The organism is Microbispora sp. NPDC004025 (assembly GCF_053604425.1).
This window is the reverse complement of the sequence record NZ_JBSGHN010000009.1, coordinates 1-13,646: the sequence shown is the minus strand read 5'-3', so window position 1 is coordinate 13,646 and position 13,646 is coordinate 1. Positions and strand designations below refer to the sequence as shown.

5 protein-coding genes and 1 pseudogene are annotated in these 13,646 nt (G+C 74.1%); 3 read left to right on the top strand and 3 right to left on the bottom strand.

Features of this window, described 5'->3' with window-relative positions; genetic code table 11:
- The first annotated feature begins 47 nt into the window (after positions 1 to 47).
- Together ACWEQG_RS22245 and ACWEQG_RS22240 are read left to right on the top strand one after the other, a co-directional pair.
- The gene (locus ACWEQG_RS22245) at positions 48 to 1,238 is read left to right on the top strand and encodes a monooxygenase (RefSeq protein ID WP_452287302.1); all 1,191 of its coding nucleotides are present in this window, start codon (positions 48 to 50) and stop codon (positions 1,236 to 1,238) included.
- Between the two features lie 20 nt (positions 1,239 to 1,258).
- Entirely contained in the window at positions 1,259 to 2,443 is a 1,185-nt protein-coding gene (locus ACWEQG_RS22240; RefSeq protein ID WP_452287300.1) for an MFS transporter, read from the top strand.
- 129 nt (positions 2,444 to 2,572) lie between these two features.
- Here the strand turns inward: ACWEQG_RS22240 and ACWEQG_RS22235 are convergent.
- The 3 genes and pseudogenes from ACWEQG_RS22235 to ACWEQG_RS22225 form a co-directional block, all read right to left on the bottom strand.
- Positions 2,573 to 3,811, bottom strand: a pseudogene (locus ACWEQG_RS22235) (acyltransferase family protein); the annotation flags it as partial.
- Positions 3,812 to 3,914: 103 nt separating this feature from the next.
- A complete protein-coding gene (locus ACWEQG_RS22230; RefSeq protein WP_452287298.1) occupies positions 3,915 to 6,590 on the bottom strand; it encodes a glycoside hydrolase family 3 N-terminal domain-containing protein in 2,676 nt (891 codons plus the stop codon).
- A gap of 371 nt (positions 6,591 to 6,961) precedes the next feature.
- Positions 6,962 to 8,389: an acyl-CoA carboxylase subunit beta gene (locus ACWEQG_RS22225; protein WP_452287296.1), complete on the bottom strand. Its 1,428-nt coding sequence runs from the start codon at positions 8,387 to 8,389 to the stop codon at positions 6,962 to 6,964.
- Positions 8,390 to 8,856: 467 nt separating this feature from the next.
- Here ACWEQG_RS22225 and ACWEQG_RS22220 point away from each other — a divergent pair.
- A partial coding sequence (locus ACWEQG_RS22220) for a beta-ketoacyl synthase N-terminal-like domain-containing protein (protein WP_452287294.1) occupies positions 8,857 to 13,646 on the top strand: 4,790 nt, incomplete at its 3' end.

The window sequence follows — 13,646 nt, the reverse complement described above, 5'->3', positions numbered from 1 at the left end:
CCGGCAAGGAAGCCTGGAAGGGTCCCCCGACAGCCAGGAGGCGATCCATGCAAGGAAAGGCACGGTTCACACGGTGGGCGGGCGGCGCCGCAGTCGCGCTCGCCGCCGCCCTTCTCGTCGCGTCGTGCGGCGACGCGGCGCCCGGGGGCGCTCCCGGCGCCTCCACCGCAGCCGCCGCGCACAGCGGCCACGCCGGTCACGGCACGGCCAAGCCGGCCGCCGCGGCGGCGCCGCTGCGGGCGGGCGAGCGGTTCGTGACGCTGACGCTCCCGCAGCCCTACCGGCCCTCGGCGCCCGCGGGCGGCACCGACGAGTACCGCTGCTTCCTGGTCGATCCCGGGCTCACGGAGTCCGCGTTCCTGACGGGCAGCCGGTTCCTGCCGCAGAACACCGACATCGTGCACCACGCGATCGTCTTCCGGGTCGGGCCCAAGGAGGCGGAGACGGCGCGTAAGGCGGACGCCGCGACGCCGGGCGAGGGCTGGACCTGCTTCGGCGACGCCGGGATCGAGAACGGCGCGTGGGTCGGCTCCTGGGCTCCCGGGGTCGACGAGACGCTGCTGCGGCAGAAGGTCGGCTACCCCCTCCCCGCGGGCAGCCAGATGGTGCTGCAGATCCACTACAACCTGCTGGGCGGCGCCGACGGCGCGGACAGGTCCGGCATCCGGCTCCGGCTCGCCGACGGCGCGAGCGGCCTGGCCCCTCTGGAGACGGGACTGATCGCGGGGCCGATCGAACTGCCCTGCACGGCCGAGGAGTCGGGGCCGTTGTGCGATCGTGAGGCGGCCGTCGAGAACGTGGCCCACCGGTTCGGCGAGCAGGCGCGCCGGATGGTCGACGGCCTGACCCGGATGTGCGGGCAGGGCGAGCCCCCGCGGCCCGGCCCGACACAGCACTGCGACATGCCCGTGAGGAAGGACACGACGCTGTACGCCACCGCCGGGCACATGCACCTGCTGGGCCGCTCCATCAAGGTCGCCCTCAACCCGGGCAAACCGGACGAGAAGACCCTCCTCGACATCCCCGCGTACAACTTCGACGACCAGGCGATCCGCCCGCTGGCCCGGCCGCTGGAGATCAAGGCGGGCGACACGCTCCGGGTGACCTGCACCCACGACGCGGGGCTGCGCGCCATGCTGCCCGCGCTGCGCGGGCAGGCGCCCCGGTACGTGGTCTGGGGCGAGGGCACCAGCGACGAGATGTGCCTGGGGCTGCTGGTGTGGTCGCCGAAGGCGTGAACGAGGCATAACGTGTGATCGTGGATCTTCGGGAGCTGAGACGCGCCAGGTTCGCGGTGTCGGCCGTCTTCGCCCTGCACGGGGCGGTGACCGGCGGCTTCGCCTCCCGCATCCCCTGGATCCAGGATCACGTCGGGGCCGGGCCCGGCGCCCTCGGTCTCGCCCTGCTCGCGCCCGCGGCCGGCTCCGTCCTCGCGATGCCGACCGCGGGCCGCATCACGCACCGCTTCGGCGGGCGGGCCGTCACCCGCGTGTCGATCGCCCTGTGGTGCCTGGCCCTCGTCCTGCCCCCGCTGGCCCCGAATCTCCCCCTGCTGTGCGCGGCGCTCCTGCTGTACGGCGCGGTGGCCGGCATGGCCGACGTCGCGATGAACGCCCAGGGGGTGGAGGTCGAGCAGCGGCTCGGCCGGTCGATCATGTCCGGCTTACACGGGATGTGGAGCGTCGGCACGCTGGCGGGCGGCGCGGTGGGCACGCTGGCCGCGAGCGCGGACGTCGACGCCCGCCTCCATCTCGCCGGGGCGGCGGTCGTGCTGTTCCTCGTGGCCCTGGCCGTGGGGCCGCCGCTGCTCGACGTGCGGGCGGCCGAGGACGAGCCCGCCCCGCCCCACTTCGTGCTGCCACCGCGTGGAGTGCTGCTCATCGGGCTGGTGGGCTTCTGCTCGGTGTTCGGCGAGGCCGCCGCCCAGGACTGGTGCGCGGTCTATCTCCGCCAGGTCGCCGGCGCGTCCCAGGCGGTGGGCGCCGCGGCGTACACGGCCTTCGCCTGCATGATGGCGGCGGGACGGTTGTGCGGTGACGCGGTGGTGCGGCGGCTGGGGCCGGTGGCGACCGTGCGCGGCGGCGCGGCGCTGGCGACGCTCGGCGGGCTGCTCGTCGTCGTCTCCCGCACCCCGGCGCCCGCGACCGCCGGGTTCATGCTGATCGGTGTGGGGATCGCGGTGGTCATCCCGCTGGTGTTCGCGGCGGCCGGCAACGCCACGGCCTCACCGAGCGAGGGCGTCGCGGGAGCGGCCACGGTCAGCTACGCGTCGGGCTTCGTCGCGCCGAGCGCGATCGGCGGGATCGCCTCGCTGACCGGACTGCCCGCCTCGTTCGCGCTGGTCACCGCCCTGCTGCTGGCGGTCCTGCTGGGCGCGGGCAGGCTCGCGCCCTCGGCCGGGCAGGCGCGCCGGGACCTCCGGCCGGCCCCGCGCGGGCAGTAGCGCCGTGCCGGCGGCAGGCGCGGCCGACCGCCCCGGGTCCGTCGCGGGGGCGGTGGAGCGTGGTCGCCGGGACAGCCGGCGGCCCAGGACCTGGGCCGGGCGTTCGACGAACCGGTGGGTCAGCGCGGAGCAGGCGAGCACCACCGCCAGCAGCAGGACGGCCATGGCCAGGCGTTCGGCGAGGGCGAACCGGCCCGGGTCCATGGTCAGGCGCCGGAGCACCTGCACGGCGAGCGGATGCAGCAGGTAGACGGAGTAGCTGATCAGGCCGAGCCACACGAGGGCGCCGGGCATCTGCCGGCGCCGCAGGAGACGGGCGGCCAGGAAGGTCGCCCACGCCGCGGCGACCGCGGTGGACCAGCCCCGGGTGAACGCCAGCGCCTGGTCACCGGGCATGCCCCAGCCGGGACCGAAGGCCCATGCGGCGCCCACGGACGCGACCGGCACGCACGCCAGCGCCCACCCGCTCGTCCTCCAGCGCAGTTGTCCCCGGTCGAGCCGGTAGAGCACGGTGCCGGCGAACATCGTGGCGACGATGGCCAGACTCTGCCAGGCCCCGATCCGGCTGTTGGCGCCGAGCAGCACGAGAGCCAGCACGGCCGCGGCCGCGGTGCCGCACACACGCCACCGCCCGCGGGACGCCAGCGACGCGGCCGCCGCGAGCAGCACGACCGCCGTGATCACCACGACCTGGGCGGTGCCGGCGCCGCGCGACAGCGCGCCCGCCGGAAGCAGGCCGCCCACGGTGACGGCCGCCACGGCGAAGGCGAGCATGCCGGTCGCGCTCGCACGATGAAGACCGGCCGTGCCCGCACGATGCACACCGGCCACGAACATCGCCGTCACGAGCAGGTAGAAGACCATCTCGTACGACAGCGTCCAGAACACGTTGACGACGCCGGGCACCTGGAGAAGGTCCTGCAGCATCGTCAGGTGCGCCAGGACCGCGGTGCCCGGGTCGTCCGCCAGCTGACGCGGCAACGGGGAGTACACGCCCTGGGCGCCGAACACCGTCCCGGCCGCCGCCGCGACGAACCACAGGGGATACAGGCGGAAGACCCGGTTGATCCAGAACCCGCCGACGCTGCCGCGCCGTTCCAGCGAGACCGGCACCACGTATCCGCTGACGAGGAAGAACACCAGCACGCCGTACTGGCCGAAGTTGAACCACGGGCTGACGCCCGCGCGCACCTCCGGGAACAACGCGTCCAGGCAGTGCTCGAACACCACGACGAGCGCGGCCATGCCGCGCAGCGCGTCCAGCCATCCCTGCCGCGGCCCCGGCGCCGGGGCCGGCGGCCGCGGCCGTCCGGGCGTGGCCTCCTGCCTGACCTCGCTCCGGCGCGTTTCCACAACATCGACGGACATCCGGTCAGGCTAGTGTGTCAGTCTTGGAGAATCGTGGGTGTCCGCCGAACAACGCTCATCAGGGACGGCGGGCCGCCCCCGATGAGCGCTTCCGGTCGTGCCGCTACGTCAGGTCCGCGCAGGCGCGCGCGTCGGCGTCCTTGGCCGCGCCCGGCACCCACCGGACGTTCGCGAACGACGCGGAGAACGCGCCGTCCGTGTACACGAGGAACGGCGTGTTGACGTTCTCGAAGTCCAGGTTGGGCGCGAAGCAGGACACCGGGATCTTGACGGTCGCCTTCGCGCCCACGGGCAGCCGCTGGAACAGCGACGTCGCCACGACCTCGGCGAAGCACGGGTAGACGCAGTGCGCGCTGACGACCGTGCGGGCCGCGGGCGGCTGGTGGACGATCGTGTCGAAGACCAGCGCGGCGTCGGCGTTCAGGTAGCCGCGCAGGTCGCCGCCTCCCGCCGGGTCCTGCATGTACAACTGCGCCGCCCCGGCGCCGTTCCAGGTCGCCTTCAGCCCGTCGCCCTGGACGTTCACGTCCGACGGGACGACGGCGATCTCCGTGTGCGCCGCCTCGCCGTCCACGCCGATCTCCGTGCCGCTCCAGTTCTCGGCCGAGCCGATGAAGCTCTTGTACGGCGCGACGTCCTGCCGGTCGAAGATCTCCAGGTCCTCGGTCGCGGTGCCGCCGCCGCCCGTGCCGCCGCAGCCGAACTCGGGTGAGGTCTCGTCGAGCGTGCCGACCGACCCGGTCTGCCCGTAGCGCAGGCCGTACCCGGCGGGGAAGAGCGGGTCGTAACCCTCCTGCCCGGGGTTCAGCGGCGTCTGGCAGGCGCTCCTCGGCCACGAGTACGACAACGTGCCGGTGTAGCCGTGGCCGCTGTCGCGGCTCCTGACCAGCAGGTCGGCCACGCCGCCGCCCTCGGTGCCGGGCAACCAGGCGACCACGAACGCGTCGGACCGGTTGAGCTCCTTGTTCACGTGCAGCGGGCGGCCGGTGACGTAGACGGTGACGACCGGCGTGCCCTTGCCGGAGACCTTGTCGAGCACCGCGAGGTCGCCGGGGTAGAGCTTGGCGGCCTCCAGCGAGCGCCGCCCGAGGTCGCCCACGCCCTCGGCGTACGGCGTCTCGCCGATGACCGCGACCACGGCGTCGTACGCCTTCGGGTCGACGCCGTCGGCGGTCTCGCTGAAGGTCACGTTCGCCGCGCCGAGCACCTCCCGCAGTCCGCCGAGGATGGTCGTGCCGTTCGGGAAGTCGGCGTTGGTGTTGCCGGTGCCCTGCCAGGTGAGGCTCCAGCCGCCGGTCTGGTTCGGCATGCTGTCGGCGCTCTTGCCCACCACCAGGACCTTGGACCGGGGGGAGAGCGGGAGGACCTTGCGGTTGTTCTTCAGCAGGACCTGCGACTCCCGCACGGCCTTCCTCGCCAGTGCCCGCGCCTGGAGGGCCTTCTGCGCGCCCGCGCCGGGGCGCGCGGAGGGCTTGGGCGCCTCGAACAGGCCCGCGCGCAGCTTCACCCGGAGGATGCGGGTCACGGCGTCGTCGATGCGGGACATGGGGATCTCCCCCGCCTCGACCTGCGCGATCGTGGTGGAGATGAACGCCTTCCAGTCGTTGGGCACCATGACGACGTCGATGCCGGCGTTGATCGCCCGGGCGCAGTTCGAGTTGGTGCAGCCGGCGACCTGGCCGATGCCGTTCCAGTCGGAGACGACGACGCCGTCGAAGCCCATCTTCTGCTTGAGCACCTCGGTGAGCAGCTTCCTGCTGCCGTGCGCCTTGCCCTCGGTGATGCCGAGATCCTCGTTGGTCCAGCTGTTGAAGGACGCCATGACGGTCTGCGCTCCGGCGGCGAGAGCGCCGTAGTAGCCCTGGCCGTGAATGTTGATCATTTCGGCCTCGGACGAGGGATTGACCCCCTGGTCCTGCCCCTTGAGCGTGCCGCCGTCGCCGATGAAGTGCTTGGCCGTGGCGATGACGCCCCGGCGGCCCAGTCCTCGGGAGCCGCCGTCCTGCAGGCCGCGTACGACCTCGTAGCCGTACGCGCGGGTGATGCGCGGGTCCTCGGAGAAGCCCTCGTACGTGCGGCCCCAGCGGTCGTCCCTGACGACGGCGAGGGTCGGCGCGAAGGCCCAGTCCTGCCCGGTCGCGCGGACCTGCGCGGCGGTGGCGGCGCCGATGTCGCGCAGCAGGCAGGGGTCGTGCGCGGCGCCGAGGCCGATGTTGTGCGGGAAGAGCGTCGCGCCGTAGACGTTGTTGTTGCCGTGCACGGCGTCGATGCCCCAGATCACCGGGATCTTGGTGCGGGTGTTCACCGACGCCTGCCAGTAGGCGTCGGCGAGGGCCAGCCAGTCCTGCGGGGAGGCGTGCTTGTCCCGGCCCGGCCATGATCCGCCGCCGTTGAGCACCGAGCCGATGCCGTACCGGCCGACCTCCTCGGGGGTGATCGCGGCGATCTCCGGCTGGGTCATCTGGCCCACTTTCTCGGCCAGGGTCATCCCCGCGACGATCTTCGCGATGCGCTTCTCGTCGGCCGGGTTCCGCTTGATCTCGCTCCTGACGACCGGCCAGTCGGGCAACGTGGGCAGGCGCCTGTCGATCCGGGCGCAGCCGTGGTCCATGTCCGGCGTGCCGACCACCGGCCGGGCCGGGGGCTTGCCCTGTGCGCTTCCGGGCGGCTTCCCGGACGGCTCGCCGGGGGGCGCCGCCGCCACGGCGCCCGGCAGCAGGGCGAGGCCGGCCAGGGCCGCGAGGACGCGCCGGGGCGATCGGGTGATGACTCTGCGCATGGACGTCCGTTCTCGATGGGCCACGAGGACCGGTTCGGGTGGTACGGGCGTGTTGCGCAGATCGTCACCCCGTAAGGCCCATCGGTCAAGAGAGCGCTCTCCCATCCTCGGAGGAGATAGATCGTCCCGGCCAGGCAGGCGAGCAGGACGGTGCGGGCGTAGGTGCTCAGTGGTACGACCATGAACCGGCGTCCCCGGTCCCTGACGACCGGAGGAGGACGGGTCTCCTCGTCGGCGTCCGGAGCGTTGCGTAACCACCACATGCCGAGCCGCCGCCAGCGAAGCCGCTCTTCCCGCGGGTCCTCGGGATCGTGGTACACAGACCCGGCGGCCGCTCTCGATCGCCGGCGCGGGATCCGGACATCGGCGCGTCAGAGCGGGATGTTGTTGTGCGTTCCCCGCTTGGCCGGAGCCGCCGCGAGGGCCTCGGCGAGCCGCCGCCGGGTCGTCCGCGGGTCGATCACCTCGTCCACCACCTCGAGATCGAGCGCCCGCCGGACGCCGCCGGACCGCTCCTCGTGGTCCCGCACGAGCTCGGCGCGCAGCCGCTCCCTATCCTCCTCCGGCGCGGCCGCGAGGCGCCGGCGGTGCAGGATCCCGACCGCCGCCTCGGCCCCCATGACCGCCACCTCCGCGCCCGGCCAGGCGAAGACCTTCGTCGCGCCGAGCGAGCGGGAGTTCATCGCGATGTAGGCGCCGCCGTAGGACTTGCGGACGACCACCGTCACCCGGGGCACGGTCGCCTCGGCGAAGGCGTGCAGCAGCTTCGCCCCGCGGCGGACCACGCCGCCCCACTCCTGGTCGACGCCGGGCAGATAGCCGGGGACGTCGGCCAGCACGACGAGCGGCACGCCGTGCGCATCGCACATCCGGACGAACCGGGCCGCCTTCTCGGCTGACAGGGCGTCGAGGCAGCCGCCCTTGCGGAGCGGGTTGTTGGCCACGACGCCGACCGTGTGCCCGGCGAGGCGGCCGAGCCCGACCACGATGTTCGGCGCCCAGCGAGCCTGGATCTCCAGGAACCCGGGGCCGTCCTCGCCGTCGTCGAGCAGCGCGCGGATCACCGGTCTGATGTCGTAGGCGCGGCGGGCCGACTCGGGCAGCAGGGCGGCGGGGTCACGGCGGTCGGCGAGGCGGTCCAGGGCGTACCGGCCGGTGTCCGCGAGCAGGCCGGTGATCGCGCGGGTGCGCCGGTAGGCGTCGTCCTCGTCGTCGGCGGTCACGTGCACCACCCCGGAACGCCGGCCGTGCGCGTCCGCGCCGCCGAGCCGCTCCATGTCGATGTCCTCACCGGTCACACTGCGGACCACGTCGGGACCGGTGACGAAGACGCGTCCCTCGCCGGACAGGACGATGAGGTCGGTGAGAGCCGGTCCGTAGGCCGCCGCGCCCGCCGCCGGGCCCACGACGACGGAGATCTGGGGCACCCGGCCGGAGGCGCGGATGTTGGCGGCGAAGACCAGGCCCGCCCCGTGCATTGACTCGACCCCGTCCGCGAGCCGGGCTCCTCCGCAATGCCACACGCCGATCACGGGCACCTCGCGCCGCAGCGCCTCGTCCACGGCGGCGACGATGTGCAGCGCCCCGGCCAGGCCCAGCGCACCGCCCATGACCGTCGCGTCGGTGCAGAAGGCGACCACCGGCAGGCCGTCGATCCGCCCGGCGACCGCGAGCACGCCGCTCGCGTCCTCGGCGTGCAGCGGCGTCATCGAGCCCGCGTCGAGCAGGCGCCCCAGCCTGGCGACGGGCTTGCGGACGTCACGGCGCTCCTCCGCCGCCACCGCCTCGGCAACGGTCATGGACCCACCCCCATTGTTGTGCATACACGGGCTTTTCTCCGGAAACGGTAGGCGGATCACCTTCGCCGGGTCCAATTACGTTTTCCGATGAAAACCGATAAAGGAATCCTTATGAAAGCGACCACAAATCCGTGATGGCCATCACAGTTGACTATTTCACGAAATTCGTGCAAATGTCGATTGGGCCGGCCGGCCGGGGCGACCGCTCCGGCACGGGAAGCGCGGACGCGGCGAAACCGCGCCGCCGCTGATCAGGCGCATTCTCGGAAAGGCCGCCACACGGACGGGCCGGGCCGGTTCCTTTTCCGATTCGGCCGTGGAGTGGACCGGCCCGGCCCGTGCCGACGCCGCGCTCATGCGGCGAATTCGGCCGGCGGCGCGCGTATGCGAAGGAATGCCGCCGGGGCGAAACGGCGGCAAACGGCAGGCGAATGGCACAGGGCACGACGAGGGGGCGGATGCTCAGCATGGACGAAGCGGTCACCTACGGCGAGGGCGCGATCGCGGTGGTCGGGCTCGCCTGCCGGCTGCCGGGCGCGCCGCACCCCCGCGACCTGTGGGCGCTGCTACGCGCCGGGCGCGACGCGATCGGCGCGCCTCCGGGCAGCCGCCTGACCGGCGAGCCGCGGCTCGCCGGCCTGCGGGGCGGATTCCTCGACCGGGTCGACGGATTCGACGCGGGCTTCTTCGGCGTCTCGCCGAAGGAGGCGGCGGCGATGGACCCCCAGCAGCGGCTGACGCTGGAACTCGCGTGGGAGGCGCTGGAGGACGCCGGCATCCGGCCGGCTGACCTCGCCGGCACGCCGGCGGGCGTGGTCATCGGGGCGATGGCCGCCGACTACGCCACGCTCGTGTACCAGCGGGGTGAGCCCGCCATCACCCGCCACACGCTCGCCGGGCTCACCCGCGGCATCCTGGCCAACCGCGTCTCGTACGCGCTGGACCTGCGGGGACCGAGCCTCACCGTCGACACCGCGCAGTCGTCCGCCCTGGTGGCGGTGCATCTGGCGTGCGAGAGCCTGCGCTCGGGCGAGGCGGCCGTCGCGCTCGCGGGCGGGGTGAACCTCAACCTGGTCCCCGAGAGCACGGCGACCGCCGAGCGGTTCGGCGGACTGTCCCCCGACGGACGGTGCTACACCTTCGACGCCCGCGCCAACGGCTACGTACGCGGGGAGGGCGGCGGGATCGTCGTGCTCAAGCCGCTGCGGCAGGCGCTGGCCGACGGGGACCACGTCTACGCGGTCATCCTCGGCAGCGCGGTCAACAACGACGGCGCGACCCCCGGTCTCACCGTTCCCGACGCGGCCGCCCAGGAGCAGGTCGTCCGGCTGGCCGTGGACAGGGCCGGGGTCGGCCCCGGGGACGTACAGGTCGTCGAACTGCACGGCACCGGCACCAGGGTCGGCGACCCGATCGAGGCGGCGGCCCTCGGCGCGGCGCTCGGCGCGGCCCGGCCCGCGACCCGGCCGCTCCTGGTGGGGTCGGTCAAGACGAACATCGGTCACCTCGAAGGGGCGGCCGGCATCGCCGGGCTGCTCAAGGCGGTGCTCAGCATCCACCACCGGGAGGTTCCGGCCAGCCTCAACCACGAGACGCCGAACCCCGGCATCGACCTCGCCGCCCTCAACCTGCGCGTCGCCACCGAGCGCTCCCCCTGGCCGCGGCCCGGCGCGCCGCTCGTCGCCGGGGTCAGCTCGTTCGGCGTGGGCGGCGTGAACTGCCACGTCGTCCTCGCCGAGCCGCCGCGGGAGCAGGCGGCCCCGTCGGCGGCGGGAGCACCGCGGGCGGATCGCGAGGATGTCGCGGCCGATGCCGGGGCGGGCGGGGACGGCGAGGCCGCCGGATCCGGCGGGAGCGGCCCGGCGGCCGTCCCTCTCGTCCTGTCCGCCCGCGACCCGGCCGCGCTGCGGGAACAGGCCGCCCGGCTGAGCGGCTCGGCCGCCCTGGACGCCGATCCGTCCGACGTTGCGCTCTCGCTGGCCACCGGGCGCACCGCGTTCGAACAGCGGGCGGTCGTCGTGGGCACGGACCACCAGGACCTGCGGGAACGACTGCGCGCGTTCGGCGCGGGCGACCTGACGGCTGGAGTGGTCCAGGGCAGGGCGCGCGACCAGGGCGGCACCGTGCTGGTCTTTCCCGGCCAGGGCAGTCAGTGGGCGGGCATGGGCCGGGCCCTGGCCGACGCCTCGCCCGTCTTCGCCCGGCACCTGGCCGAGGCCGCCGAGGCCCTGCGCCCCCACGTGGACTGGTCGCCCCGCGACGTGCTGTGGCATCTGCCGGGCGCGGCGCCGTTCGACCGGGTGGATGTCGTGCAGCCCGCGTTGTTCGCCGTGATGGTGGCGCTGGCCCGGCTCTGGGAGCACTTCGGGGTCCGCCCCGGCGCCGTCGTCGGGCACTCCCAGGGAGAGATCGCCGCGGCGCATGTCGCGGGCGCCCTGTCGCTGGAGGACGCCGCCGCGATCGTGGTCCTGCGCAGCCAGGCGCTCGCCGCGATCTCGGGCCGCGGCGGGATGGCCTCGGTCCCCCTGCCGCGTGCCGTGGTCGAGGCCCGGCTGTCCGGCTGGGCCGGGCGGCTGGAGGTCGGCGCGGTCAACGGCCCCTCCTCCACCGTCGTCTCCGGAGACGCGGACGCGCTGACCGAACTGATCGCCCGGTACGACGCCGAGGGTGTGCCCGTACGCCGGGTGCTGATCGACTACGCGTCGCACTCGGCGCACGCGGAGGCCGTACGGGACCGCCTGCTGGCCTCCCTCCCGGCGCACGCGGCCCGGCGCAGCGAGGTGGCCTTCTACTCGGGCCTGACCGGCGGGCGGCTCGACACCGCCGAGCTGGACGCGGACTACTGGTACCGCAACCTGCGCCACACCGTGCGGTTCGACCAGGCCGTCGGGGCCGCGCTGCGCGACGGCCACACCGTGTTCGTGGAGGCCAGCCCGCACCCGATCCTGACGCCGGGCATCAGGGAGATCCTCGACGCCGTCGGCGGCGACGGCGTGGTCACGGGCACGCTGCGCCGCGACAGAGGGGACCTGGGCGAGTTCCTCCGGGCCCTCGGCGTGCTCCATGTCAACGGCGGCAGCGTCGACTGGCGCCGTGCCGTACGGTCCGGCGCGCGGCGCGTCCCGCTGCCCACCTACCCCTTCCAGCGCCGGCGGTACTGGATCGACACGCCGCCCGCCGAGGAGGAGGCGGCCGCCTCGCCGGTCGCTCCCGCGGTCACGTCCGCGGACGATCCGCCCCCGGCGGCCGGCGCGGACCAGGCTGCGTACGGCGAGCGGACCGGGCAGAACGAGCGGGCGGCACACGGCGAGCCCGCGCTGCTCGAACTCGTGCGGTCCGCCACGGCGGCCGTCCTGGGGCACGCGGACGCGGGCGGCGTCGCGGCCGAGCTCACGTTCAAGGAGCTGGGGCTCGACTCGCTGGGCGCGGTGGAGTTGCGGGACGCGCTGGCCGACGCGACGGACCTGACGATCTCCGCGACCGTCACGTACGACCACCCCTCGCCCCTCGCCCTGGCCCGGCACCTGCACGCCCTGTCGGGAGGCGCCACGACCGAGCCGACGCCCGACTCGCCGGAACGGACGGCGGAACGGACGGCGGAGGCGGACGAACCGGTCGCCGTGGTCGCGATGGCCGGGCGCTGGCCGGGAGGAGCCGACAGCCCGGAGAAACTCTGGGAGCTCGTGCGGGACGGCGCCGACGCCGTCACCGCCTTCCCCGCCAACCGGGGCTGGGACGTGGAGGCCCTGTACGACCCCGCCGCGGCGCGGCCCGGCACGTCCGTCACCGGTGAGGGCGGCTTCCTGCACGACGCCGACCGCTTCGACGCGGAGTTCTTCGGCATCAGCCCCCGCGAGGCGGCGGCCATGGACCCCCAGCAGCGTCTCCTGCTGGAAGTGGCGTGGGAGACCTTCGAACGGGCCGGCATCGTGCCGCGGTCGCTGGCCGGGACGCGGACCGGCGTGTTCGTGGGCATGATGCCCCAGGACTACGGCCCCCGGCTGCACGAGACGGCCGAGGGATCGGAGGGGTACGCCCTCACCGGCACGGCGGCCAGCGTCGCCTCCGGGCGCGTCGCCTACACCTTCGGGCTCGAAGGGCCCGCCGTGACGGTGGACACGGCCTGCTCGTCGTCGCTGGTCGCGCTGCACCTGGCCGTACGGTCGCTGCGGTCGGGCGAGTCGGACCTGGCCCTGGCGGGCGGAGTGACGGTGATGTCGTCGCCCGGCATGTTCACGGAGTTCTCCCGGCAGGGCGGGCTCGCCCCGGACGGGCGGTGCAAGGCGTTCTCGTCGTCGGCGGACGGCACCGGCTGGGCCGAAGGTGCCGGCCTGCTCCTGGTCGAGCGCCTGTCGGACGCCCGCCGCCGCGGCCACCCGGTGCTGGCCGTCATCCGCGGCACCGCCGTCAACCAGGACGGCGCCTCCAACGGCCTCACCGCGCCCAACGGGCTGTCGCAGCAGCGGGTGATCCGGCAGGCCCTGGAGGACGCCGGACTCGGTCCTGCGGATGTGGACGCGGTCGAGGCGCACGGCACCGGCACGACGCTCGGCGACCCCATCGAGGCGCAGGCGCTGCTGGCCACGTACGGCCAGGGCCGGGCGCCCGGCCGCCCCCTGTGGGTGGGTTCCCTCAAGTCCAACATCGGGCACGCGCAGGCGGCGGCGGGTGTCGCCGGGGTCATGAAGATGGTGCTGGCGACGCGGCACGGTGTGCTGCCGAAGACCCTGCACGCGGACGAGGCGTCGCCATACGTCGACTGGTCAGCGGGCCTGTCACTGCTGACCGAGCCCGTGCCCTGGCCGGAGACCGGACGCCCGAGACGGGCAGGGGTGTCGTCCTTCGGGATCAGCGGCACCAACGCCCATGTCATCATCGAACAGGCGCCGGAGGTTGCCGAGCAGGAGATCCGGCAGAAGCCCGGTAGGGCGGAGGGATCGCGACAGGACCCGGGCACGACGGGAGAGTCGCGACAGGACCCGGCAGCGGAGCTGGTGCCGGCCGGTTCACCAGAGCCTTCGGCTGCGGAGAGGGCGCCGGTCGGTTCGCGCGAGGCATCGCCCGTCGAGGCGGGGTCTGCCGTGGAGGGCGGAGTGGGTTCGCCGCCGGTGACGGCGTGGGTCGTCTCGGCCCGGTCGCGGGAGGCGCTGCACGCCCAGGCCGCCCGGCTGGCCGACCACCTGGACCGTCATCCCGGCCTGGAGGCGGCCGACGTCGGCTACTCCCTGGCCACCACCCGCGCCCGCTTCGACCACCG